At 72.2% G+C, this 26,143-nt stretch carries 15 protein-coding genes; 13 read left to right on the top strand and 2 right to left on the bottom strand.

All coding sequences use genetic code 11. The annotated features are described in order from the left end of the window. Positions 1–55 precede the first annotated feature (55 nt). The 11 genes from AFM16_RS13765 (at position 56) to AFM16_RS13715 (ending at position 18,575) form a co-directional block, all read left to right on the top strand. Positions 56–1,561: a CYTH and CHAD domain-containing protein gene (locus AFM16_RS13765; RefSeq protein WP_078633481.1), complete on the top strand. Its 1,506-nt coding sequence runs from the start codon at positions 56–58 to the stop codon at positions 1,559–1,561. Positions 1,562–1,645: 84 nt separating this feature from the next. After that, entirely contained in the window at positions 1,646–3,598 is a 1,953-nt protein-coding gene (locus tag AFM16_RS13760) for a TIGR03960 family B12-binding radical SAM protein (RefSeq protein ID WP_030779449.1), read from the top strand. A 102-nt stretch (positions 3,599–3,700) separates the two neighbouring features. Next, positions 3,701–4,942, top strand: a complete 1,242-nt coding sequence (locus tag AFM16_RS13755; RefSeq protein ID WP_078633480.1) for a hypothetical protein — start codon at positions 3,701–3,703, stop codon at positions 4,940–4,942. Between the two features lie 143 nt (positions 4,943–5,085). Continuing rightward, on the top strand, positions 5,086–5,859 hold the full coding sequence (locus tag AFM16_RS13750; RefSeq protein WP_078633479.1) for a TIGR03936 family radical SAM-associated protein: 774 nt from the start codon (positions 5,086–5,088) through the stop codon (positions 5,857–5,859). Between the two features lie 278 nt (positions 5,860–6,137). After that, complete coding sequence (locus AFM16_RS13745; protein WP_078633478.1) at positions 6,138–10,244, top strand: Rne/Rng family ribonuclease; 4,107 nt, start codon at positions 6,138–6,140, stop codon at positions 10,242–10,244. Positions 10,245–10,714: 470 nt separating this feature from the next. After that, complete coding sequence (locus tag AFM16_RS13740; protein WP_030779438.1) at positions 10,715–11,827, top strand: DegT/DnrJ/EryC1/StrS family aminotransferase; 1,113 nt, start codon at positions 10,715–10,717, stop codon at positions 11,825–11,827. Further along, positions 11,824–12,849: a Gfo/Idh/MocA family protein gene (locus AFM16_RS13735; protein WP_030779435.1), complete on the top strand. Its 1,026-nt coding sequence runs from the start codon at positions 11,824–11,826 to the stop codon at positions 12,847–12,849. The genes AFM16_RS13740 and AFM16_RS13735 overlap by 4 nt, the downstream gene beginning before the upstream one ends. Next, positions 12,839–14,416 (top strand): glycosyltransferase family 4 protein, encoded by a 1,578-nt coding sequence (locus AFM16_RS13730; RefSeq protein WP_209313223.1) that lies wholly within the window; start codon positions 12,839–12,841, stop codon positions 14,414–14,416. Before AFM16_RS13735 ends, AFM16_RS13730 begins: the two co-directional genes overlap by 11 nt. After that, positions 14,413–16,056 carry a glycosyltransferase family 2 protein gene (locus tag AFM16_RS13725; RefSeq protein ID WP_030779430.1) on the top strand — a complete coding sequence of 548 codons (1,644 nt, stop codon included), beginning with the start codon at positions 14,413–14,415 and terminating at the stop codon, positions 16,054–16,056. The genes AFM16_RS13730 and AFM16_RS13725 overlap by 4 nt, the downstream gene beginning before the upstream one ends. 9 nt (positions 16,057–16,065) lie before the next feature. Further along, a complete protein-coding gene (locus AFM16_RS13720) occupies positions 16,066–17,349 on the top strand; it encodes a nucleotide sugar dehydrogenase (RefSeq protein WP_078633477.1) in 1,284 nt (427 codons plus the stop codon). A gap of 392 nt (positions 17,350–17,741) precedes the next feature. Then, positions 17,742–18,575 carry a hypothetical protein gene (locus AFM16_RS13715; RefSeq protein WP_078633476.1) on the top strand — a complete coding sequence of 278 codons (834 nt, stop codon included), beginning with the start codon at positions 17,742–17,744 and terminating at the stop codon, positions 18,573–18,575. A 151-nt stretch (positions 18,576–18,726) separates the two neighbouring features. On the opposite strand, the gene AFM16_RS13710 is transcribed toward AFM16_RS13715, so the two are convergent. After that, the gene (locus AFM16_RS13710; RefSeq protein WP_078633475.1) at positions 18,727–19,884 is read right to left on the bottom strand and encodes an acyltransferase family protein; all 1,158 of its coding nucleotides are present in this window, start codon (positions 19,882–19,884) and stop codon (positions 18,727–18,729) included. Positions 19,885–19,929: 45 nt separating this feature from the next. Beyond that, positions 19,930–20,532, bottom strand: a complete 603-nt coding sequence (locus tag AFM16_RS13705) for an acyltransferase (RefSeq protein ID WP_078633474.1) — start codon at positions 20,530–20,532, stop codon at positions 19,930–19,932. 340 nt (positions 20,533–20,872) lie between these two features. Here AFM16_RS13705 and AFM16_RS40460 point away from each other — a divergent pair, with 340 nt between their 5' ends. Together AFM16_RS40460 and AFM16_RS13695 are read left to right on the top strand one after the other, a co-directional pair. Further along, a complete protein-coding gene (locus tag AFM16_RS40460; protein ID WP_280921796.1) occupies positions 20,873–22,360 on the top strand; it encodes an FG-GAP repeat domain-containing protein in 1,488 nt (495 codons plus the stop codon). A gap of 116 nt (positions 22,361–22,476) precedes the next feature. Then, positions 22,477–26,106, top strand: coding sequence for a LamG domain-containing protein (locus tag AFM16_RS13695; protein ID WP_143648356.1), 3,630 nt, complete (start codon positions 22,477–22,479; stop codon positions 26,104–26,106). The last annotated feature ends 37 nt before the right edge of the window (positions 26,107–26,143 follow it).

The raw sequence follows: 26,143 nt of genomic DNA, 5'->3' as shown, positions 1-26,143 counted from the left end.
CATTCGGGCCCGGCGGGCACTGCCCTCCGGGCCCGAGTGCGACTAGATTTTGTTCATGGCGGAGACGAAACGCGAGATCGAGCGCAAGTACGAATCCGAAGACAGCGGACTGCCCGACCTCACCGGAGTCCCCGGGGTCGCCGATGTCCTCGACAAGGGCACCGCGGAACTCGACGCGACCTACTACGACACCTCTGACCTGCGCCTGGCGGCGGCCTCCGTCACCCTGCGCCGCAGAACCGGCGGCTCCGACGCCGGCTGGCATCTGAAACTGCCCGTCGGACCCGGCGTCCGCGACGAGATCCGGGTCCCCCTCCAGGACGACCTGCCCGGGGAACTCGCCGGGCTCGTCCGCGCCCGGGTCCGCGAAGGACAGCTCGTGCCCGTGGTGCGCCTGCGCTCCGCACGGGACATCCACGACCTCGTGGACGCCGAGGGCCGCCCGCTCGCCGAGATCGGCGTCGACCGCGTCCACGCCGAACGCCTCTTCGGCGGCAAGGGCTCCACCCAGTGGACCGAGATCGAGGTCGAGCTGGCCGACGACCGTGACCCCGCCTTCCTCGACAAGGTCGAGAAACGCCTGCGGAAGGCCGGCGTACGCCCCTCGAAGTCCACCTCCAAGCTGGCGCGGGCGCTCGCCGAGACCAAGGGCGGCCACCCCAAGCGCCGGAAGGCGTCCCCCGGCGAGCCCGTCACCGCCGGCGACCACGTCCTCGCCTACATCCGCGCCCAGCGCGACGCGATCGTGGCCCTGGACCCCGCCGTACGCCTCGACACCGAGGAGTCCGTCCACGACATGCGGGTCGCCACCCGGCGGCTGCGCAGCACCTTCCGCTCCTTCCGCACGGTCCTCGACCGCGAGGTCACCGACCCGATCGCCGACGAACTGAAGTGGCTCGCCGGGGAACTGGGCGTCGGCCGCGACCAGGAGGTCCTGGCCGAACGCCTCGGCGCCGCCCTCGCCGACCTGCCCGGAGGGCTGGTCGACGGCCCGGTGACCGAGCGGCTGCACACCTGGGCCACGGCCGGCCTCGACGGCTCGCGCCGCCGGATGCTCGGCGCCCTGGACTCCCCGCGCTACCTCACCCTCCTGGACACCCTGGACGCGGTCGTCACCGCCCCGCCGCTGCGCAAGGCGGCCGCCGGGAAACCCGGCAAGGTGCTCCCCAAGGCCGTACGCAAGGACTTCGCGAAGGTGTCCGCGCTGGTCGAGGAGGCGATCGAGCAGCCGCCGGGAGCCGACCGCGACCTCGCCCTGCACGAGGCCCGCAAGAAGGCAAAGCGCACCCGCTACGCGGCCGAGGCCGCCACGCCCGCGCTCGGCGGCCCGGCCAAGGACCTGACCAAGTCCATGAAGTCGCTCCAGAGCCTCCTCGGCGACCACCAGGACAGCGTCATGGCCCGCACGACCCTGCGCGAACTCTCCGCGGTGGCCCACGCGGCGGGCGAGAACACCTTCACCTACGGACTGCTCTACGGCCGGGAGGAGCGCAGGTCGGCGGCGGTGGAGACCGACGTCCCGGACACCTGGAAGACGATCCGCGCGTCCATGGCGGTCTAGCCTTTCGGTGACCCGGCCGGGGGAGTGCTCCGGCCGGGTTAGGCTAGATGGTCACCCCTGTCAGCTCACGAAGGTAACGCCGCGATGTCTGTCGAGTCGGTCTTCCCGCAGCTCGAAGCCTTGCTCCCGCATGTGCAGAAGCCGATCCAGTACGTGGGCGGCGAGCTGAACTCCACGGTCAAGCCCTGGGAGTCCAGCGACGTCCGCTGGGCGCTGATGTACCCGGACGCCTACGAGGTCGGTCTGCCCAACCAGGGCGTCATGATCCTCTACGAGGTCCTCAACGAGCAGGAGGGCGTCCTCGCCGAGCGCACCTACAGCGTGTGGCCGGACCTGGAGGCGCTGATGCGGGAGCACGGCGTCCCGCAGTTCACGGTCGACAGCCACCGCCCGGTCAAGGCGTTCGACGTGTTCGGCCTGTCCTTCTCCACGGAGCTGGGCTACACCAACATGCTCACCGCCCTGGACCTGGCCGGCATCCCGCTGGAGTCCAAGGACCGCGGTCTGGACGACCCGATCGTCCTCGCCGGCGGCCACGCGGCCTTCAACCCGGAGCCGATCGCCGACTTCATCGACGCGGCGGTCATCGGCGACGGCGAGCAGGCCGTCCTCGACATGACCCGCATCATCAAGGAGTGGAAGGCCGAGGGCCGCCCCGGCGGCCGCGAGGAGGTGCTCCTGCGCCTCGCCAAGACGGGCGCGGTGTACATCCCCGCCTTCTACGACGTCGAGTACCTCCCCGACGGCCGGATCGCCCGTGTGGTCCCCAACCGCTCGGGCGTGCCGTGGCGGGTGTCCAAGCACACCGTCATGGACCTCGACGAATGGCCCTACCCCAAGCAGCCCCTCGTCCCGCTCGCCGAGACCGTCCACGAGCGCATGTCGGTGGAGATCTTCCGCGGCTGCACCCGCGGCTGCCGCTTCTGCCAGGCCGGCATGATCACCCGCCCGGTGCGCGAGCGGTCGATCACCGGCATCGGCGACATGGTCGACAAGGGCCTCAAGGCGACCGGCTTCGAGGAGGTCGGCCTGCTCTCCCTGTCCTCGGCGGACCACTCCGAGATCGGCGACATCGCCAAGGGCCTCGCGGACCGCTACACCGAGGACAAGATCGGCCTCTCGCTCCCCTCCACCCGCGTGGACGCCTTCAACGTCGACCTGGCGAACGAACTCACGCGCAACGGCCGCCGCTCCGGACTCACCTTCGCCCCCGAGGGCGGCTCCGAGCGCATGCGCAAGGTCATCAACAAGATGGTCTCCGAGGAGGACCTGATCCGCACGGTCGCCACCGCCTATGGCAACGGCTGGCGCCAGGTGAAGCTGTACTTCATGTGCGGTCTGCCGACCGAGACCGACGACGACGTCCTCCAGATCGCCGACATGGCGATGAACGTCATCCAGAAGGGCCGCGAGGTCTCCCGCTCCAACGACATCCGCTGCACGGTGTCGATCGGCGGCTTCGTGCCCAAGCCGCACACCCCCTTCCAGTGGGCGCCCCAGCTCTCCGCCGAGGAGACCGACGCCCGCCTGGAGAAGCTCCGCGACAAGATCCGCGGCGACAAGAAGTACGGCCGCTCCATCGGCTTCCGCTACCACGACGGCAAGCCCGGCATCGTCGAGGGCCTGCTCTCCCGCGGCGACCGCCGCATCGGCGCCGTCATCCGCGCGGTCTACGAGGACGGCGGCCGCTTCGACGGCTGGCGCGAGCACTTCTCCTACGACCGCTGGATGAGCTGCGCCGACAAGGCGCTGGCCGAGTTCGGCGTCGACGTCGACTGGTACACCACCCGTGAGCGCGGCTACGAGGAGGTCCTGCCCTGGGACCACCTGGACTCCGGCCTCGACAAGGACTGGCTCTGGGAGGACTGGCAGGACGCCCTCGACGAGACCGAGGTCGAGGACTGCCGCTGGACGCCGTGCTTCGACTGCGGGGTGTGCCCGGCGATGGACACCAGCATCCAGATCGGCCCCACGGGCAAGAAGCTGCTGCCGCTGACGGTGAAGCAGCCGGCGGGGAGCGGCGCGCACAGTCACTGAGGCGCACGGTCGTTGAGCTGATATCGAGCCCTCTTTCCCCGGATTCCGGTCGGGAAGGGGGCTCGGTGCATCCATCCGGGGTGGACCGGCGTCCTTACCGGCATGGACCTGGAGAAACGTCCCGTCGCCCCGGCGCAGCCGGAGGGGTGTCTCGTCGTGGCGATCCGGCTGCCGGTGCGGATCGTGGCGCTCGTGCTGGTGCTGCCCGTGCGGATGGCCTGGGACGCGCTCGTCGTCGCGGGCCGCTTCCTGCTGGACACGCTGCTGCGGCCGGTGGGCCGTGGGCTGCTGTGGCTGGGACTGTGGCTGGGGCGCGTGCTGTTCGTGTGGCCGCTGGTGGGGCTGTGGCGGTACGTCGTCGTCCCCGTCGGCACGGCGCTCGGCTGGCTCGGGAAGGTGCTGGTCGTCGTCCCTGCGGTCTGGCTCTACCGGGCCGTCCTGACCCCGCTCGGGCACGGGCTCGTCTGGCTCGGGCGGACCGGCTGGGCCGGCCTCGAATGGCTGGGCCTCGGCCTCTGGGCCGGGGTGCTCCGGCTGGCGCGCGGGATCGGGGCCGGACTCGCGTGGGTGTACGCGCGGCTGATGACGCCCTGCGGCCACGCCGTGCTCCGGCTGCTGCGGTACCTGGTCGTCGTACCGGCCGGATGGCTGTACGGCCGGGTCCTCGCGCCCGTCGGACGCGCGGCCGTGTGGTGTGTGGCGGCACTGGTGACCGGGGTCGGGCTGGCCCTGTACTGGACCTGCCGGGTGCTGTTCGTCCTGCCCGCGCTCGGCCTGTGGCGATGGGTGCTGGTGCCGGTCGGCCGGGCGGTCGTGGTCTGTGTGGGGGCGCTGGTCACGGGGGTGGGGCTGGCCCTGTACTGGACGTGCCGGGTGGTGTTCGTGTGGCCGGCGGTCGGGTTGTGGCGGTGGGTGCTGGTGCCCGTCGGGCGGGTTCTGGCGGTCGTCGTCCATGAGGTGGGGCAGGCGCTGGGGCACGCGTGGCGGATCGCCGGGCGGATCTCGCTCGCCTTCGGGCGGTTCCTCGCGACCCTCTTCCGGTGGCTCTTCGTGGACCCCGCGCGCTGGGTGTACCGCACGGTCCTCACGCCCGTCGGACACGTGGTGCGCGACGCCGTCCTGCGGCCCGCCGCCGAGGCCGCCCGGGCCGTGGGACGGGGCACCCGGCAGGCCCTGGCCACCGCCCGCGAAACGGTCCGGCAGGCCCGCGCCGACGTGCGACGGGCCCTCTTCGGAACACCCCGGGAGAGGGAGACCGTCGCCCGGCGGGAACTGGTGGACGCGCAAACGCGTACTCTAGAAAAGAGGACCGGGCGCGAAGCCTCCCCGCCGATGCGGGGGTGATCCCGACTGCACGACCCTGGGAAGGCGTCGGCGGGACTGCTCCCCGCCACCGCGGGGATCCGCGCCACTGTCCCGACCGCCGTAACACAAGGAGAAGTCCCCTGGGCAAGCGACAGCCCGAAGGCCCGCCGCCCGCACCCGCGGTGCAGCGCATCCGACTGCGCTACACCAAGCGCGGCCGCCTCCGGTTCACCAGCCACCGTGACTTCCAGCGTGCCTTCGAGCGCGCGTTGCGCCGTGCCGAGGTGCCGATGGCCTACTCGGCGGGGTTCACACCGCACCCGAAGGTGTCGTACGCCAATGCCGCACCCACCGGCACGGGCAGTGAGGCGGAGTACCTGGAGATCGCGCTCACCGCGGCGCGGGATCCGGAGAAGCTGAGAGCCCTGCTCGACGAGTCGCTGCCGACCGGGCTCGACATCGTGGACGCGGTCGAGGCCCGCACCTCGGGCCTCGCCGACCGGCTCACGGCCTCGGTGTGGGAGCTGCGGCTCGACGGGGTGGAGGCGGCCGACGCCGAGCGCGCCGTCCAGGCCTTCAACTCCGCCGAGTCCGTCGAGGTCCAGCGCATGACCAAGAACGGCGTGCGCACCTTCGACGCCCGCCCGGCGGTCGTCCGACTCGAAGCACGAACCGAAACACAGAGTGAAACGGCTGATAGGCCGACCGACCGGCCCTGTGCGATACTGCGGCTGGTTGTTCGGCACGTGACGCCTGCCGTACGACCCGACGACGTCCTGTCCGGTCTCCGCGCCGTGGCCGACCTGGCGCCGCCGGTCCCCGCAGCGGTGACCAGGCTGGCGCAGGGGCTGTTCGATGAAGAGACCGGCGCGGTGACCGACCCGCTCGCGCCCGACCGCGAGGCAGCCGGGGCCCCATCGGCCGATCCGACTGCCGCCGCGAAGGCGTCGGCGTAAGGAAGGCCCGCACCGGGACGGACGTCGTAGCGCCGCCCTCGTACTCGGGAGCCACCTGGGTCGGGCAGCGCACCCACCAGAAGACTTTCGCCAGGCCGTAGGCAACACGGCGTACGGAACCGGCGAGACAAGACACAGAGAGCTCCCGTGCGGCGGCCGCGCCCCGGACGGCGGCAGCGCGCAGGGCGCGCGAGCCGCGGACGTCAGCGGTGACCGATCCCCAGTGATCGGCACCGGACCAGCGCGGCGCCCGGGAGCCTGACGGGAGACACACCCGCATGCTCGAGCCGACCGAACCCGCCCAGGGTTCCGCAGACCAGAACGACACCCCCAGCGACACCCTGCCGCCGCGTCGCCGGCGCCGTGCCGCTTCCCGGCCCGCCGGCCCGCCGGCCGCCGGTGCCGAGGCGTCGACGGAGATCACCGCGCCGGCCATACCGGCCGCGGAGTCCGTCGAGGCCCTGGCGGAGGAGGACGCCGACCTCGCCGAGGGCGTCGAGGAAACCAAGATCGACGAGACCGTCGCCGACGCCGTCGAGGAGCCCGCGCCGCGTACCCGCCGTCGGGCCACCCGCCGGGCGTCCGCGCCGGCCGGGGCCCCCGCGGCGGCCGAGGCCGCCGAGACCGTCGTAGCGGCCGCCGCGCCCGTCGAGGCGAGCGCCGGGAGCCCGGCCGCCGAGGTGACCGACGAGGCCGAGGCCCCCGCCGAGGACGCCGCGCCGCGCCGTACCCGCCGCCGCGCCACCCGCCGCGTGTCCGCGCCGGCCGGGGCGCCCGAGGCCGCCGAGAGCGCCGAGGCCCCTGAGACCGCCGAGACCGTGGAGCCCGCGGCCGTCGAGGCCGTGGAGGCCGTCGAAGAGGCGCCCGCGCCGCGGACCCGTCGCCGGGCCACCCGCCGGGTGACCGCGGCCGCCGCCGAGGAGACCGCCGAGGCCGTGACGCCGGTGAGCATGGACGACACCGAGCAGACCGCCGCCGTCGAGGCCGTGCCGGCTGCCGAGGCCGTCGCCGACGAGCCCGCGCCGCGTACCCGCCGTCGCGCCAGCCGCCGGGCCTCCGCCCCCGCCGGTGCGCCCGCGGAGACCGAGGCCGCCGAGGCGCCCGCCGTCGCCGTGGAGCAGGCCCCCGAGACCCCCGAGGCCGCCGACGACGAGGACTCCGGTTCCCGCCGTCCGCGCCGCCGTGTCGTGCGCCGCGCCGCCGGCGGGTTCTCCGAGCCCGCGCGCGCCAAGGGCGGTGACGAGGGCGACTCCCCGCGTCGCCCGGCGCGTCCCGCCGTCGCCGTGTTCCAGGCGCCCGTGTTCGCCGAGCCGCAGTTCCAGACGCCGCAGCGGGCCGCCGCCGAGGCCGCGGCCGCCGTGGCCGAGGAGCCCGAGGAGCCCACCGAGGTCGAGGAGACCGAGGAGCCCGTGGCGGAGGAGCCGTCCGGCTCGCGCCGTCGCCGTCGCCGCCGGGGCGCCCCCGCCGCCGAGGAGACCGAGGCCCCCCGCCCCGCCGCTGCCGCGCCCGTCGCGGAGGAGGAGCCCGAGGCGGAGGAGGAGGCCGACGAGGCCGCCGAGGACGCCGTCGAGGGTGACGACGACGGCGAGGAGACCGGCTCGCGCCGCCGTCGCCGCCGCGGTGGCCGTCGCCGCCGCCGGGGCGAGTCCGCCGACGGTGACGCCGGGGACGACACCGACGAACTGGCCGCCGAGCAGGCGGAGCAGGACGCCGAGGACACCGCCGAGCAGGAGGACGAGGACGCCGAGGAGGAGGCGGCCGGCTCCACCGCGGGCAGCCGTCGTCGCCGGCGCCGTCGCCGCCGTGCCGGGGACGGTTCCACCGACGCCGAGGCCGGTGACGGCGACCCCGAGCGCACGGTCGTCAAGGTCCGTGAGCCGCGCAAGCCCTCCGAGCCGTCCGACGAGGTGCAGTCCATCAAGGGCTCGACCCGTCTGGAGGCCAAGAAGCAGCGCCGCCGCGAAGGCCGTGAGCAGGGCCGCCGGCGCGTCCCGATCATCACCGAGGCCGAGTTCCTGGCCCGCCGCGAGGCCGTCGAGCGGGTGATGGTCGTCCGCCAGAGCGGCGAGCGCACCCAGATCGGCGTCCTGGAGGACGGCGTGCTCGTCGAGCACTACGTCAACAAGGAGCAGTCGACCTCGTACGTCGGCAACGTCTACCTGGGCAAGGTCCAGAACGTGCTGCCGTCGATGGAGGCCGCGTTCATCGACATCGGCAAGGGGCGCAACGCCGTCCTGTACGCCGGTGAGGTCAACTTCGAGGCGCTCGGCATGGCCAACGGGCCGCGCCGTATCGAGTCCGCGCTGAAGTCCGGCCAGTCGGTGCTCGTCCAGGTCACCAAGGACCCCATCGGTCACAAGGGCGCCCGTCTGACCAGCCAGGTCTCCCTGCCGGGCCGCTACCTCGTGTACGTGCCCGAGGGCTCGATGACCGGCATCAGCCGCAAGCTGCCCGACACCGAGCGGGCCCGGCTGAAGACGATCCTCAAGAAGATCGTCCCCGAGGACGCGGGCGTCATCGTGCGCACCGCCGCCGAGGGCGCGAGCGAGGACGAGCTGCGCCGTGACGTCGAGCGGCTCCAGGCGCAGTGGGAGGAGATCCAGAAGAAGGCCAAGAGCGGCAACGCCCCGACGCTGCTCTACGGCGAGCCGGACATGACCGTCCGGGTGGTCCGCGACATCTTCAACGAGGACTTCTCCAAGGTCGTCGTCAGCGGCGACGAGGCGTGGTCGACCATCCACGGGTACGTCGCGCATGTCGCCCCCGACCTGGCCGAGCGGCTGTCGCGGTGGACCTCCGAGGTCGACGTCTTCGCCACCTACCGGATCGACGAGCAGCTCGCCAAGGCGCTGGACCGCAAGGTCTGGCTGCCGAGCGGCGGTTCGCTGGTGATCGACCGGACCGAGGCGATGGTCGTGGTCGACGTCAACACCGGCAAGTTCACCGGTCAGGGCGGCAACCTCGAGGAGACGGTCACCAGGAACAACCTGGAGGCGGCCGAGGAGATCGTGCGCCAGCTCCGGCTGCGCGACCTCGGCGGCATCATCGTCATCGACTTCATCGACATGGTCCTGGAGTCCAACCGCGATCTGGTGCTGCGGCGTCTGCTGGAGTGCCTGGGCCGGGACCGTACGAAGCACCAGGTGGCCGAGGTGACCTCGCTGGGCCTCGTGCAGATGACCCGCAAGCGGGTCGGCCAGGGTCTGCTGGAGTCGTTCTCCGAGACCTGTGTGCACTGCAACGGCCGTGGTGTCATCGTCCACATGGAGCAGCCGACGTCCCCCGGTGGCGGCGGCAAGCGCAAGAAGCGGGGCCGTGGCGGCGACGCGTCCGGCCACGACCACGAGCACGAGACGGTGACCGCCGACGTGACCGAGGCGGCCGTGGCCGTCGAGGACACCGACGCCGAGACCGAGGCGGAGGTCGCCGCGGAGGTGGCCGAGCCGGTCGCGCTCTCCGCGCCCGACTTCGCCCTGGACGAGGAGCTGTTCAGCAGCGTCGCCGAGGCGGAGGCCGCGGCCTCGCGCGGGCGGAGCCGTCGCCGGTCCGGCCGACGGGCGTCCGCTCCGGCGGGCGCGCCGCGGAGCGGCGGGTCGCGGCGGCAGAGCGGCGCCGAGGCGGCCACGGCCCAAGGGGTCGGCGCCGAGGCGGAGTCCGAGCGGCCGGTGCAGCCGGCCGACGCGGTCGCCGCGCACGCGGAGCCGGTCGCGGTGGAGGACCCGGTCGTCGAGGCGCCGGTCGCGTCCGAGGAGACGGCCGCCGTGGTCGAGGCCCCGGCCGTCGACGAGGCCGCCGCGCCCAAGGGGCGGACGCGTCGGCGTGCCACCCGGAAGGTGTCCGCGCCGGCCGGTTCGCCCGCCGGGGCGGAGGCCGCCGTCGTGACGGTCACCGAGCCCGTGGCCGCTCCGGTCGAGCAGGCCGAGGCCGCGCCCGAGCCGGTGGCCGTGGAGCCGGTCGCCGCCGAGCCGGTCGCCGAGAGCGCGGCCCCGGCCCGCCCGCGGCGCCGCGCCGTGCGCAAGGCCACCGCGCCGACCGCGTCGGAGGAGACGGCCGTCGTGGTCGTCCCGTCGGCGGAGGCGTCCGAGGCGTCCGAAGCACCGGTGGCCGACGTGGCCGAGGCACCCGAGGCCGAGGCACCGGTCGCCGACGAGCCGGAGGCCGCCGCTCCCGCCAAGAAGACCGCCGCGCGCAAGACGGCCAAGAAGGCCACGGCGAAGAAGGCCGCCACCAAGAAGACGGCGGCCAAGAAGACGACCGCGACCGCCGCGAAGAAGACCGTCGCCAAGAAGACGACGGCCAAGAAGGCGGCCAAGGCCACCACGGCGAAGAAGACGGTGGCGGCACAGCAGAGCGCGCCGTCCGTGTCGGCCTCCACGGAGGACTGACCCGGTCTCACCCCGACGGCGGCGCGGGCACCCGGATCCCACCGGGCGCCCGCGCCGCCGTCTGCGTGGGCCTGTGCCGGCTGCCACCCCCACGTACCCGCGTCGCCGTGCGTTCATCGTGGAGTTACTCTGTGTCTTGCTTGTGATGGAGCGCACCAGAGCCCTGGGTTTCTCTGTGGTAACACCCGCGAAAAATGCCGTCCCCGTGCTGGTAACGTGCAGTCTGGTCCCGGTGGCCAAAGACATGCACACCGTGACCACAGCCGATGAGCACCTCCGGCCCTCCGGACCGGGTACGGCTGACTTCCCGCCAGGAACCCTCGGGGGGCGGGCTCCTGCGTACAACCCGTCCACTCGCCCACAGGCGCCGGTGGACACAGGGATGCGGCCGTGCTGAGCATCGACATGGCCCTTCCCGACCCTGCATGACGTGGTGCGCCTTCGAGGTCGCCGTAGAGGAGGGGATGTCGATGACCGACGCCCATGAGTTCATACCGGCCGCCAGACCAGTGATCGCCGAGGAGGAGATCGAGGCCGCGGTGCGCGTGCTGCGCAGCGGCATGGTCGTCCAGGGCCCCGAGGTGGCCGCCTTCGAGGAGGAGTTCTCGGAGCTGGTCGACGGGCGCCACTGTGTCGCGGTCAACTCCGGCACCTCCGCCCTGCACCTGGCCCTGATGGCGCTGGACATCGGCCCGGGCGACGAGGTCATCGTGCCGTCGTTCTCCTTCGCCGCCTCCGCGAACGTCGTCCGGCTGGTCGGCGCCGACGTGGTCTTCGCCGACATCGATGCCGACACCTTCTGTCTGGACCCCGCCGCGGTCGAGGCGGCCATCACGCCGCGCACCGCCGCGATCATGCCGGTCCACCTCTACGGCCACCCGGCCGCGATGGACCGCATCATGGCCATCGCCGCCAAGCACGGGCTCGCCGTCGTCGAGGACGCCTGCCAGGCCCACGCGGCCGCGCTCAACGGCACCCCGGTCGGCGCCTTCGGTGCCGCCGGCACCTTCAGCTTCTACCCGACGAAGAACATGCACAGCCTCGAGGGCGGCATGATCTCCACCGGTGACGCCGAGGTCGCCCGCACCCTGCGCCTGCTGCGCAACCAGGGCATGGAGCAGCGCTACGCCAACGAGATCGTCGGCGCCAACGTCCGCATGACGGACGTCTCCGCCGCGATCGGCCGCGTCCAGCGCCGCAAGCTCGACGGCTGGACCGAGCAGCGCATCGCCAACGCCGCCTACCTCACCGAGCACATCAGCGCGCCGAACGTGGTCACGCCGAAGGTCGCCGAGGGCGCCCGGCACATCTACCACCAGTACACCGTGCGCATCCGCGGCGACCGCGACGCCGCCATGGCCCGCCTCACCGAGGCCGGCGTGGGCAACGCCGTGTACTACCCGACCCCCATCCACCGGCTGAAGCCGTACTGGGAGCCGGACCAGAAGGCCGGCCGCACCTGGGACCTGCCCGAGACGGAGCGCGCCGCCGCCGAGGTCGTGTCGCTGCCCGTCCACCCGGCGCTGTCCGCGCGGGACCTGGAGCGGATCGTCGCCGCCGTGAACGCGCTGGGGGAGCTGTGAGCACCGGTAAGCCGCTGCGGGCCGGACTCGTCGGCCTCGGTTCGATGGGGCGTCACCACGCCCGTGTCCTGTCGGGTCTGGAGGGCGTCGACCTGGTCGGCGTCGTCGACCCGATGGGCGACAAGTTCGGCGCCGCCCAGGGCGCGCCGATCCTGGACACCGTCGAGGAGCTGATCGCGCTCGGCGTGGACTACGCCGTCGTGGCCTGCCCCACCCATCTGCACGAGCAGGTCGGTCTGGCGCTCGCCGAGGCCGGCGTGTGCGCGCTCATCGAGAAGCCCGTCGCCGAGACCGTGGACGGCGCCCGCCGGCTCGTCGAGGCGTTCGAATCGCGTTCGCTGGTGGCCGGCGTCGGTCACATCGAGCGCTGCAACCCGGCGCTGCGCTCGCTGCGCACCCGGCTGGAGGCCGGTGAGCTGGGCGACGTCTACCAGGTCGTCACCCGCCGCCAGGGCCCCTTCCCGCACCGCATCGCGGACGTCGGCGTGGTCAAGGACCTCGCCACCCACGACATCGACCTCACCGGCTGGGTGACGGGCCGTGAGTACGTGTCCATCGCCGCGCACACCGTCTCCAAGAGCGGCCGCGTCCACGAGGACATGGTCTCCGCGGTCGGCCGCCTCGACGACGGCACCATGGTCAACCACCTGGTGAACTGGCTGAGCCCGCTCAAGGAGCGGTTCACCTCGGTCACCGGTGAGCGCGGCTGCTTCATCGCCGACACCCTCACCGCCGACCTGACCTTCCACTCCAACTCCGCGGTGACCACCGAGTGGGAGGCCCTCCAGGCGTTCCGCGGGGTCTCCGAGGGCGACATGATCCGCTACGCCATACCGAAGCGCGAGCCGCTGCTGGTCGAGCACGAACTGTTCCGGGACGCGGTGCTCGGCAAGGACGCCGACATCTGCACCCTGCGCCAGGGGATGCGTACGGTTCAGGTGGCGGCCGCTGTGCTGGAGTCGGCGACCCAGAACCGTAGCGTTTCCCTTCAGGTGGAGGATCTGGCAACTCATGGCTCTTGAGAACACGTCGGCGCGGAAGTCGGTGCGGGGACGCATCGTCATGCTGGTCGACAACGGGGTGAACGGCGACTCGCGCGTGCAGAAGGAAGCACGTTCGGCCGCCGCCGCCGGGTGGGACGTCGTCCTGCTCGGCAAGGCACGGGGGAAGCAGGAGACGACCTGGCAGATCGGTGAGGCGCAGGTGCGTCTGCTGCCGGTCCCCGGTCCGCTGCACCGCCGTCGCCACGAGTACCGCCGGGCCGTGCTGCGCTCGCCGCTGGCCTACAAGCCCGGCCCGCTGGCCGCGTACCGCCGGCAGAAGATCAAGGCGTGGCGTGCCGATCTCAACATCCGGCTGATCCTCGCCCAGCAGGAAGGCTCCTTCCTCACCAAGCTGCGGCTGGTGCTGCCCCGGCTGGCGTCCCGCTTCATCCAGAACTGGGTGAACCTGCGGGCCCGCAAGACCGCGAAGCTGGAGAAGAGCCGCAAGGAGATGGAAGGCCCGCTGGACCGGTTCACCACCGCGTTCTGGCACCGCACCATGGGCACCCGTAGCTGGCGCAGGCTCGACCCGCACCTGTGGGACATGGAGCTGGCGTACGGCAAGGTCATCGACGAGCTGGACCCGGACCTCATCCACGCCAACGACTTCCGGATGCTCGGCGTCGGCGCCCGCGCGACCCTGCGCGCCCGGGCCTGCGGCCGCAACGTGAAGCTGGTCTGGGACGCGCACGAGTTCCTGCCCGGCATCAAGCCGTGGAACCCGCACCCGCGCTGGCACCTCGCGCAGTGCGCGCACGAGCTGGAGTACTCGCGGTTCGCCGACGCCGTGACCACGGTGTCCGACACCCTCGCCGGGATGCTCCAGGAGCGGCACTCGCTCACGGAGCGCCCCGCCGTCGTGCTGAACGCGCCCGACGCCGAGGTCTCCCCGGAGCAGGCCGCCGAGCCGGTCCCGGACCTGCGCGAACTGTGCGGCATCGGCGCGGACGTGCCGCTGACCGTGTACAGCGGCGCCGCCGCCCCGCAGCGCGGCCTCGACATCATGGTCGAGTCGCTGCCGCAGCTCCCGGACGTGCACACCGCGTTCGTCGTGCTCAACACCGAGTCCGAGTACATGCGGACCCTGAGCGAGCGCGCCGAGGAACTGGGCGTCTCCGACCGGCTGCACATCCTGCCGTACGTGCCGCACTACCAGGTGGTGCGGTTCCTGGCGGCGGCGGACCTCGGGGTCATCCCGATCCACCACTGGCCGAACCACGAGATCGCCCTGATCACCAAGTTCTTCGAGTACTCGCACGCGCGGCTGCCGCTGATCGTCAGCGATGTGAAGACGATGGGCGAGATGGTCCAGCGCACCGGCCAGGGCGAGGTCTTCCGCGCCGAGGACGTCGAGGACTACGTACGGGCCGTGAAGTCGGTGCTCGGCGACGCCGACCGCTACCGCGGCGTCTACGACCGCGACGGACTGCTCGACGAGTGGACCTGGGAGGCCCAGGCCGAGCTGCTCGACAAGGTGTACACCCGGCTGGTTCCCGGCAGCGCGGTCCGTCCGGCCGAGCGCAGACCGGTGGAGGCGGGCGCATGAGCACCGCGCCGGACGTCAGCGTCGTCGTCGCGGTGTACAACACGATGCCCTACCTGACGGAGTGCCTGAACTCCCTGATCGGGCAGAGCATCGGCAGAGAGCGCCTGGAGGTCGTCGCGGTCGACGACGGCTCCACGGACGACAGCGGCCGCGAACTGGACCGGTTCGCGGCGCTGTACCCGGACACCGTCAAGGTGATCCACCAGCCCAACTCCGGCGGCCCGGCCGCGCCCAGCAACCGTGCGCTGGACGTGGCCACCGGCCGTTACGTGTACTTCATCGGCTCCGACGACTACCTCGGCGAGGAAGCGCTGGAGCGCATGGTGAAGTGCGCCGACGACAACGACGCGGACGTCGTCGTCGGCAAGATGGCCGGCACCAACGGCCGGTACGTGCACCAGGCGCTCTACAAGGAGAACGCCGAGCACGTCGGGCTGACCGACTCGGCGCTGCCCTTCACCCTCGCCAACACCAAGCTGTTCCGGCGCGAGCTGGTGGAGAAGCACCATCTGCGGTTCCCCGAGCATCTGCCGGTGGGCAGCGACCAGCCGTTCACCATCGAGGCGATCGTGCGCGCCCGGAAGGTGTCGGTGGTCGCCGACTACACCTGCTACTACGCGGTCAAGCGGGGCGACGCCAGCAACATCACCTACCGCGCCGACCATCTGGCGCGGCTGGCGGCGGCGGCCGAGATCATGGACTTCACGGCCGGTCTCATCGAGGCGGGCCCGGAGCGCGACGCGGTGCTGCGCCGGCACTTCACCTGGGAGCTGGCCAAGCTCGTCCAGGACGACTTCCCGTCCCTGGACCGGGAGTTGCAGCGCCAGTTGTGCGCGGGCATCGCCCGGCTGGCCGACCAGTACTTCACGGACGGCATCCGGGACGCCATGGACGTCAAGCGCCGGGTGCGGATCGCCCTCGCGCGCGCGGGCGCGATCGACGAGCTGGCCGAGGCGATCTCGTCGGAGAAGGAGTACGGGGCGCCCCCGTTCGTCCTCGACGGCGAGCGCGCCTACGCCCGTTACCCCGGCTTCCGTGACGCGCTCGTCGGGGTTCCCGACCGGGTGTACGAGCTGGTCGGGGAGAAGGTCCCGGGCCGTCTCGCGGCCGGCACCGAGCTGGTGGCGTCCGGCTGGGACCAGGAGGGCGAGGCCCTCGCCTACACCGCGTCCGTACGGCTGCCCGTCCTCGGTGACGTCGGCAGCGCGGTGCTGCGCCTCGCCAAGGGCGCGATGCCCGGTTCCGCGGACAAGGCGGGCGCGCGCCGGCTGAAGGACGATCACGAACTGCCTCCCGTGGTGGGCGAGATGACCCGGGAGACGGCACCCGACGGCACCGCGACCCTGCTGCACGCCCGGGTCCCGCTGGACCTCGTCACCGGCAAGCGGGGCGTGCGCGTGTACGTCGACGTGGCGGGTGAGACGTACGAGATACCCGTGCGCGGCAAGGGCCTGCCCATGCCGCTGGCCCGTCGGTGGGGCCGGGACGGCGACCCGTACCGGGCGTCGGCCGTGGTCAACCCGAAGGGGCGTGTGGTGATCGACACCGCCCGGCTGAATCCCCCGAAGAGGACGTTCGTCCGGCGGGCACTGGGGAGCCTCGCCCGGAAACTGAAGTCCCGTTCCAAAAGGAAGAAGTAGCGACCCTCCATGAACATCTGTGTAGTAGCGCTCGGCAAGATCGGGCTCCCGCTGGCGGTTCAGTTCGCCTCCAAGGGCCACCGGGTCATCGGCGCGGACGTGAACGAGAAGGTCGTCGAGCTGGTCAACGCCGGTGTCGAGCCGTTCCCCGGTGAGCACGACCTGGACGTCAAGCTGAAGCAGGCCGTCGACGCCGGTCTGCTCAGCGCGACCACGGACACCGCGTCCGCGGTCGCCGAGTCCGAGGCCGTCGTCGTGGTCGTCCCGCTGTTCGTGGACGCCGAGGGCACCCCCGACTTCGGCTGGATGGACGCCGCGACCAAGGCGATCGCCCAGGGCCTCAAGCCCGGCACGCTGGTCTCGTACGAGACGACGCTGCCGGTCGGCACCACCCGCACCCGCTGGGCGCCGATGCTGGCCGAGGGCTCCGGTCTGACCGCGGGCGAGGACTTCCACCTGGTGTTCTCCCCGGAGCGTGTCCTCACCGGCCGGGTCTTCGCCGACCTGCGCCGCTACCCCAAGCTGGTCGGCGGCGTCGACGAGGCGTCCACCGCCCGCGGTGTGGAGTTCTACGAGCAGGTCCTCGACTTCGACGAGCGCCCCGACCTGCCGCAGGCCAACGGTGTCTGGGACCTGGGCACGGCGGAGGCATCCGAGCTGGCCAAGCTCGCCGAGACCACCTACCGGGACGTCAACATCGGCCTGGCGAACCAGTTCGCCCGCTTCGCCGACCAGAACGACATCGACGTCAAGAAGGTCATCGAGGCCTGCAACTCGCAGCCGTACAGCCACATCCACCAGCCGGGCATCGCCGTCGGCGGGCACTGCATCCCGATCTACCCGCGGATGTACCTGTGGAACGACCCGGCGGCCACCGTCGTGCGCTCCGCCCGTGAGGCGAACGCCGCGATGCCGGAGTACGCGGTGGACCTGCTCGCCGCTGCCTACGGCGACCTGACCGGCGTCAACGTCCTGGTGCTGGGCGCCGCCTACCGCGGCGGCGTGAAGGAGACGGCGTTCTCGGGCGTCTTCCCGACCGTCGAGGCGCTCCGGGCGCGCGGCGCGGTGCCGTTCGTCTCCGACCCGATGTACACGGCCGAGGAGCTGGCCGCGCACGGCCTGCCGCCGCACGCCGGTGAGAAGGTCTCCGCGGCGATCCTCCAGGCCGACCACGCCGAGTACCGCACCCTGACCCCGGCGGACCTGCCGGACGTCACGGTCCTCGTCGACGGCCGCCGCACCACCGACCCGGAGGCATGGAAGGGCGTCCGGCGGGTGGTCATCGGCGGCTGACGCGGTATGACGTCGTAGGATGCGGCCCCGGCCTTCTCGGCCGGGGCCGTAGTCCGTTGTCCACCGTCCGTTGTCCGCCGTCCGTCACCGGGGGAGCCGCACGTGTCCGCTGCCGGAGCGCGCCGGGTGCGGGTCGCGCTGCCCCTGCTGGTCTGTGTCCTGTACGCCGTCCTCCAGTCGGCCTCCGGCGACCGGTGGACGCTGTTCCCGGACTCCTACCGGTACGCCCGCGCCGCCGAGCAGTACCTGGGCGCGTCCCGGGCGGAGGCGCACCGTACGGCGCTCGCCGCGTTCTGTGTGAGCCGGGCGCGGAAGGAGGCGCACGAGGCGCGGCTGCGGCCCACGGTGGTGACGACGAGCGGACGCTGGAGGCCGAGGCGGACCGCTCGTGCGTGCGCCGGTGGGCGGACGCCGAGGACATCACCACGGCCGACCCCCGCTACCAGGCCATCTTCTCCGCCCGCCCCGGCTATCCGCTGCTCGCGGTGCCCTTCGTCGGCGTGCTGGGCGTGCTGGACGGCCTGCGGCTGCTCGGCCTGCTCACGGCGGCGGGCGGCTCCCTGCTGGTCTTCGGCCTGCTGCGCCGGGGCGCCGGACTGACCCCTGCCGCCGCCCTCACCGGCCAGGTGGCCTTCCTCGTCACCCCGCTGGGCTGGTGGAGCGCGCAGGCCCTGGGCGAGGGGCTGTTCACGGTGTGCGTGCTCGGGGTGCTGTGGGGCGGCCTGGCGCTGCTGCGGGGCCGGGTCGGGCCCGGGGCCGTCGCCGGTGTGGCGCTCGCCTACGCGGTGGCCGCGGTGACCCGTTACTCGTCGGCCCTGGTGTTCGCCGCGTTCATGGCGGCAGCCGTGACGGGAACGCTGTGCCTCTCCCGCCACCGACGGCATCGGGGCGCGGCCGTGCTCGCGGGCCTCTCGGCGCTGACCGCGGTCCTGGTGGGGGTGGCGATGCGGGTCCTGTCCCTGCCGTCCTCGCAGACCACGCTCCAGGACACCTTCACACGCCACTTCACCGCCCCGGCGGTGCCCAACCCCTGGTCCCGGCTCTTCGGTCTGGCCGCCCGCTTCTGGCAGGACTGGTTCGCCCAGCAGGCGGCCATGCCGTACTTCCTGGCCCTCACCGCCGTCGCGGCCTGGACCCTGACCCGCCACGGCGACGGCCTCGGCCCCCTCGCCACGGCCACGGCCCTCACCGGAGCCTTCGTCCTCACCAACCACCCCCTCCCCTAGGAGGCGGACCGCCTCGGCGTCCTGATGTGGACACCGGTGATCCTGGGGGTGCCGGTGCTGGTGGAGCGGTACAGGGCCCAGCACCCGACGCCGGCAGCGGCAGGCACAGCGGCACCGGCCCCGGAACCACGCCCCGCCGACTAGGGCGGCGTCACGACACCGGCAGGGCCTCGTCCTTACGGTGCCGCGGCCGTTCGGGCACGCGGGGGCCCACGCGGCGCAGGAAGCGCTCCAGCGGATGCTCCACGCAGTGGTAGGCGAGACCCGCCAGCGCCAGGCTCACCCCCAGCACGAGCGCCCAGAAGACCGCCGTGTCGACGGTGCTGCCGGGGCGGCCGGTCACCTCCAGCAGAACCCGCAGCACGATCTCGTGGATCAGGTACCAGGCGAACGACCAGTTGCCGAGCCGGATCATCCACGAACCGCCGAGACCGGTGGTCCGGCGCTGGAGGTCGCTGTACGCGGCCGCGGAGACCAGCGCGGCGAAGAGCGGCGCCGACAGCAGGTGCGAAGCGCTGTACGCGCTGTTCCAGGCGGAGTCCGGGACGGCACGCGACCACGGGATGAGCGCCACCTGGAAGGCCACCACGAGCGCCACCGCGACCGGCAGGTTGACCGGCGGACGCCAGCCCCGCTTGACGGCGAGTCCGGCGGCGACACCGAGCACGAACTGGAGCATCCGGACCGGCGGGAAGTAGTCGAGGAACCAGCGGCGGGTCAGCAGGTCGGTGATCTCCGAGCCGGCCAGCCACACGGCGAGCGAGGCGGCGCACACGGTGATCGCCACCCACAGCCGACGGCGCGAGGTGCGCAGCAGCGGCAGCGCCATGAGCAGCGGGAACGTGGCGTAGAACCACGCCTCGTCACTGAGCGACCAGGCCGCCGGATTGCCGCCCTTCAGCAGCGCCTGCTCCGGGACCCAGGCGTTGACCAGCAGCAGCGTCGCGACGACGCCCTTGCGGGACCACTCCGTGCCCAGGGCGTGCCAGGCGGCGACGGAGGCGACCACCGACACGGCGAGCATCGGCCAGATCCGGGCGAAGCGACGCCACATGAACACCTTCGCGGGCACGCTCTTCCCGTCGTACGTCCACGCCAGGACGAACCCGGACAGGACGAAGAAGAACGTCACACCGCTGCGGCCGTACCAGGCCAGGTCGCTCAGCACCGGCAGGCGCCCGGCCTGACGGGAGAGGTGGTACAGGACGACGACCAGGGCCGCCCAGAACCGCAACCCGGTCAGCGACGGCAGACGGCCACGACCGGCCAGGCTCCCGGACGGCTCACCTGACTGACGGGCTATGCCCACTGCTCATCCATTCTTCGTGGTCCTCGGCGTGTGGTGCGGTGCCGGTCAGACGGCGCGTTCCGTCAGGACGCCGTCCTTCTCGTCGTACAGCTCGCCCGTCTGGGGGCATTCCCAGACGCCGGGCTCGTCGGTGTGCTCGGTGAGGCGGACGCCGGCGCGGCCGACCCAGCCGATGCGGCGGGCGGGGACGCCGACGACGAGGGCGAAGTCGGGGACGTCCTTGGTGACGACGGCGCCCGCGGCGATCATCGCCCAGCGGCCGATGGTGATCGGCGCGACGCACACGGCGCGGGCGCCGATCGACGCCCCGTCGGAGATCTTGACGCCGACGGCCTCCCAGTCGCCGCCGCGCTTCTGCTTGCCGTCGGGGTCCACGGAACGCGGGTTGTGGTCGTTGGTGAGGACGACCGCCGGGCCGATGAAGACACCGTCACCCAGCTCGGCGGGCTCGTAGACGAGCGCGTAGTTCTGGAGCTTGCAGTTGTCGCCCATCCGCACGCCCGAGCCGACGTACGCACCCCGGCCGATCACACACCCCTCACCGAGGCGCGCGCCCTCACGGATCTGCGCGAGGTCCCAGACACTGCTGCCGGCACCGATCTCGGCACTCCCGTCGACCTGCGCGCTGGGCTGGACCCTGTAGTTCACTTCTTCGCCTTCCGGTGTCTGGGTTCGCCCGGTGAGCATACGGGGCCCGGGGAATCGCGCGGAGGGGTGGCGGGGCGGAGGGGAATGCGGTGCGCGGCGCGGCGGCTGGGGCGGCTCGGGAACTTCGTCAACTGTCCATATCTGTGCGCCCGTTGTGGCGAATCTGTGATCCATGTCATGGGTTCCCAGTTGAACAATCTCTTGCATGTACGCGTCACCGTCGAGATGATCTTTGGCGTTTGTTTGTCGGTTCTTTCTTGACCAACGGGGCGAGGCTGAGTTCACGGTGGGGAAAACTTGGCGTTGGCGGCACAGTGCTGCCGCGGTGGTGTCGGGGGCGTTGATCGCCTGGGGGATCGGGGCCGGGGTCACGCCGGCCGCGGCCGCCGTGGCGTGTCCCTCGGGTGTCGAGTCGGACTTCAACGGTGACGGCTTACGCGACACCGTGATCGCCGACCCGGAGGCGGCCGACGCCGGCGTCGCCGAGGCGGGTGCCGTGTACGTCGTCTACGGCGGCGGCAAGGGACAGGTGACGCTCACCCAGTCCCTGGAGAACATCCCCGGCGTCCCCGAGCCGGGCGACCGGTACGGCTACGCGATGGCCGTCTACGACGCCGACCTCGACGGGTGCAGCGACCTCGTCCTCGGCTCGCCGTACGAGGACATCGGCACCAATCCCGACTCCGGCGCCGTCCATGTCGTCTTCGGCTCCACCAGCGGGATCAACGCGGGCACCAAGCCGGTCCGCGAGTTCTACCAGGGCGAGGGCAAGGCCCTCGGCGGCGGCCCCGAGGCCGACGACTGGGTCGGCTACGCCGTCGCGGCCGGCAAGACCTCGGCCGGTCAGCCGTACCTCATCATCGGCAGCCCCGGCGAGTCCCTCGGCACCATCGACGACGCGGGCGCCTTCTACTACGTCAGCGGCACCGCGATGACGGTGACCATGAACGGCCAGGACACCGAGACCGCGGGTGCCATCCCCGGCGCGGCCGAGCAGGACGACCGCTTCGGCTCCACCATCGCCGCCACCCCGACCCACTTCGCGGTCGGCGCCCCCGGCGAGGCCGTCGGCACCGTCCCGTTCGCGGGCGGCGTGGCCCTGTTCACCCACGCCCTCACCTCCGGCTACCCCAAGCCCACGGCCGGGATGGCGCAGGACCAGGACGTGATCGGCGGCGCCGAGGAGGTCGGCGACCAGTTCGGCGCCGCCCTCGCGATGGTCCCGTACCGCGCCTCCGGCGCCACCTCCACCACCGAGTCGCTCCTCGCCGTCGGCGTTCCCGGCGAGGACCTCTCGACCACCGTCGACGCGGGCGCCGTCCAGGTCTTCCGCGTCTCGGCCGCGGGCTCGTTCACCGAGACCGCCTGGATCGACCAGAACTCCGCCGACGTCGACCAGGAGTCCGATCCCGGCGACTTCTTCGGCAAGCGGCTCGCCGCCGTCAACACCTCCCCGAACGCCGTCTCCACGGGCACCACGACACGGCTCGCCATCGGCGTCCCCGGCGAGGAGTCCTCCGAGGAGCACGCGGAGAAGGGCGGCGTCCAGATCGTCCCGCTGGTCGGCCCGGCCGGCGCCTCCGACCAGTGGATCGACCCCGGCTACGGCGTCCCGGGCGTCCCGGCGCCGCGCCAGCTCGCCGGTCTCTCCCTGGCCGCGACCCCGTCCGTCCTCTACGTCGGCATGCCCTACGGCCCCGCCGAGGGCCGCGCGGTCCACGGCTTCCCGTGGAACGTCGCCTCCGGCGGCGCCCCGACGGTGACGTTCAAGCCCGGCGAGGGCGGCATCCCGGCGACCGGCGTCGCCTTCGGCGCGACCGTCCGCTGACGGACCGGACCCCGTACGGCATCGGCATCGGCCCGGCCCCCGACAAGAGGGGGCCGGTGGCCGTGCCGTGCCCCCGCCCTCGTGAGACAGACATGAACCGACTGGAGAGTGGACCCGTGTCCGCAGACAGACACAGACCGATACGGCGACCGATCCGGCGCGGCCTCGTGCTGCGTGCCGCCGTCGCCGCGGTCGTCACCGGCGCGGTGGTGGCCGGTGCGGCGGCCCTCCCGTACGGCGCCGGCCAGGACGGCCCCGCGCCGGTCGCCGCCGATCAGCCGCTGGTGACCGAGCAGCAGGCCCTCGCCGCCGCCAAGGACAGCGGCAAGCGCAAGGAGGTCGTCGGACTGCGCACCGAGCGCAGGGAGATCTTCGCCGAGCCCGACGGCACCTTCACCGCCCGCGAGTACACCGAACCCGTCCGTACCGTGCGGTCCGGCAAGTGGGTCGACGTGGACGCCACGCTGGTCGAGCACCCCGACGGCAGTTGGGGCCCGAAGGCCGCGACCGTCGACCTCGCCTTCTCCGGCGGTGAGGCGGGCGAGCCGTTCGTGACGATGCGGCGGGCGGGCCGGGAGTTCGCGCTGACCTGGCCGTACGGGGACCTGCCCGCACCGAAGGTCGACGGCGACACCGCCACCTACGCCGAGGTCCTGCCCGGCGTCGATCTGACCGTCCGTGCGGAGGCGGACGGGTTCGGTCATCTGCTGGTGGTCAAGACGCCCGAGGCGGCGGCGGATTCGCGGCTGGCCAAGGTCGATCTGGGGATGAATACGGACGGTCTGAAGGTCGCCGAGGATGCCACGGGCGCGATCGTCGCGGAGGACGCGGTGGTCGGCGGCACGGTGTTCGAGGCGGGCAAGCCGGCGATGTGGGACTCGGCCGCGGTCGAGGAGTCCGCTTCGAGGAAGCAGGGTCCGAAGGCCGTCGCCAAGGCGCTGAAGTCCGCCGCCGTCTCCACGACTTCCGGTCCCCAGGCCGCTCCGGAACCCGCCCTCGAAGGCCCGGGCGGCGGCGGCCGCGTGGCCCCCCTCGGCGTCGAGGTCGGCAAGGACAAGCTCACCCTCGTCCCCGATCAGAAGCTGCTCCAGGGCGAGGGCACGGTCTTCCCCGTCGTCATCGACCCGATCCAGCGCACCACTTCGCGTACTTCGTGGACCGGCGTCATGTCGGGGATGCCGAGCGAGCAGGACTGGAAGTACTCGGGCAGCGCGGGCGTCGGTAAGTGCCCGACGGACTACAACCCGGTGTCCTGCAATGGTGTCGGCGTGCGTCGCGTGATGTTCACGATGCCGCTGTCCTTCTACAAGGGGAAGCAGATCCTGGGCGCGACGTTCTCGGCGCGCGTCGAGCACATCTACAGCGCCTCCCCGACCGCCGAGCCCATCCAGCTCTACCGGATCGGCGGCGCCAACTACAGCCTCTCGTCGTCCAGCAACTGGTCGAACACCAAGGACGACTGGGACGACTACCTCCAGACCGTCGACAAGGCGATCTCGCCGACCTCCTGCTCCAGCCAGGCCAACCTGCACTTCGAGAGCGGCGCGAGCGGTGAGCTGACCAGTGAGATCAAGACGGCCGCGTCGGGCGGCTGGAACAGCATGACGCTGGGTCTGCGCGCCGCCGACGAGTCGCGGTTCGCGGAGTGGAAGCGGATCTGCGGCAACGCGTATCTGTCGGTGAAGTACAACAACCTCCCGCGCCAGATCAAGACGTCGGACATGTCCACGGACCCCGGCGGCGTCTGCAAGTGGGGCGCCAACCGGGCCACCACCGACGTGCCGCCGAAGCTCCAGGCCATCGCGAGCGACCCCGATCACGGCAACGGCCAGACCGACAAGGTCAAGGTCGAGTTCAAGGTCGAGTGGGGCGGGACCAAACCCGGTTCGTACACGTATCTCACCCCCGACTGGCTCTCCCCGACGACCGGCACCAAGTTCACGCACACCGTGAAGTCGTCGATCCCGCAGAACACCACCATCTACTGGAGCGCCCGCGCCTACGACGGTGACGGCTACGGCCCATGGAGCTACGACGGCGACACCCCGCAGCGCTGCGAGTTCACCTACGACAAGACCTGGCCGGGCAAGCCGCTCGTCCTGTCGAAGCAGTACCCGTCGGACACCGTCTACCACGACGGCGTCGGCACCTACGGCACCTTCTCCATCGCGCCGAACCCGAACGACTCCATCCCGGACACCGACGTCGTGAAGTACCAGTACTCCTTCAACGGCGCCGCGATGACCACCCTCACCCCGTCCAAGCCGGGCGGTTCGGTCTCCGTGCAGTGGATGCCGACCCGTGCCGGGCGCCAGGTGCTCGAAGTCGTCGCGATCGACAAGGCCACCCACGCCAGCAGCACCCTCTACGACTTCCTGGTCAGCGAGGGCAAGCCGGTCGTCGCCCAGTGGAACCTGGCCGACCCGGCCGGGGACACCGAGGCGCACGACGAGGGCGGCCAGTTCTCGGCGACCGCCGGTACCGCCGTCACCTTCGGTGCGGAGGGACCCGGCGGCAAGGTCGACAAGGCGGCGCGTTTCGACGGCAGTTCGGAGTCCTACCTCGACGCGAGCGAGACCGTGCTCGACACGTCGAAGAGCTTCAGCGTCAGCGCCTGGGTGCGGCCCACCTCGCTGGGCAGGAACATGGCGGTCGTCAGTCAGGACGGCACCGGCGAGCCCGGTTTCACCCTCGGCTACGACGCGTCCGCGGGGACCTGGAAGTTCTCCGTCCCGGTCGACGACGTGGACTCGCTCGGTGAGTGGAAGGCTGTCTCCACCGGCGTCACCCCGGTCAAGGACCAGTGGGTGCTGCTGACCGGCGTCTACGACGCCCAGAAGGCCGGCGGCCCGCAGCTCCAGCTCTACGTCAACAAGGACCTGAAGGGCTCGTCCGCCCGGCGTTCGGCCTGGAAGTCGTACGGTCCGCTCCAGATCGGCCGGTCCACGGCCAAGAGCGGCTACCGCGACCACTTCACCGGTGACCTCGCCGAGGTCCGCGTCTTCGACCGGGTCCTGCCGTCCACCCAGGTGGCCGAGCTGATGACGGTCAAGCCGCTGCGCAAGGGCTACTGGCAGCTCGACGACGCCACCGGCGGCGCCTCGGCGGACACCGGCGGCGGGCAGGCGCTGACCCTCGCGGGCAACGCCTCCATCTACCGCCCTGCCGACCCGCTGTTCGACACCGCCGCCCTGGTCGGCGACGGCAACCTGGTCCTGGACGGCGACGGGGACTACGCGTCCACCGCCACCGCCCCGGTCCCCGGCAACAGCAGCTTCACGGTGACCGCCCGCGCCCAGCTCACCTCGCTGGACCCGGAGAAGTCGCAGACGGTGCTGTCCCTGCCGGGCGCCAACGCCAACCGTCTCCAGGTGCGTTACCAGGCCGCCACCGGCCAGTGGGAGCTGGCGGTCGCCAAGACGGACGTCGCTGCACCCGAGATCGTCACCTTCACCGACGACCAGGCACTGCCCGACACCGGCGGCTCCGGGCAGCACCTCGCGGTGGTCTACGACGCCTTCGCCAACTCCCTCCGGCTGTACGTCGAGGGGCAGCTCGTCGCCGGTGCCTACGGCAAGGACACGACCCTGTGGTCCGCCACGGGCGGTCTCCAGGTGGGCCGTTCGCTGCGCGGCGCGAGCGAGTACTTCGCCGGCGCCATCGACGAGGTCCGCGTCTACAGCGGTGCGGCGGACGCGATCGCGGTGCAGCAGATGGCCGCACTGACGGCCGTACCGGACATGTGACGGATCGTCAATGAACAGGTGTGCCGGGCCCCTTCAA

It is taken from the genome of Streptomyces antibioticus, assembly GCF_002019855.1.
Lineage (GTDB): Bacteria > Actinomycetota > Actinomycetes > Streptomycetales > Streptomycetaceae > Streptomyces > Streptomyces antibioticus_B.
This window is presented reverse-complemented; position numbering and strand designations above follow the sequence as displayed.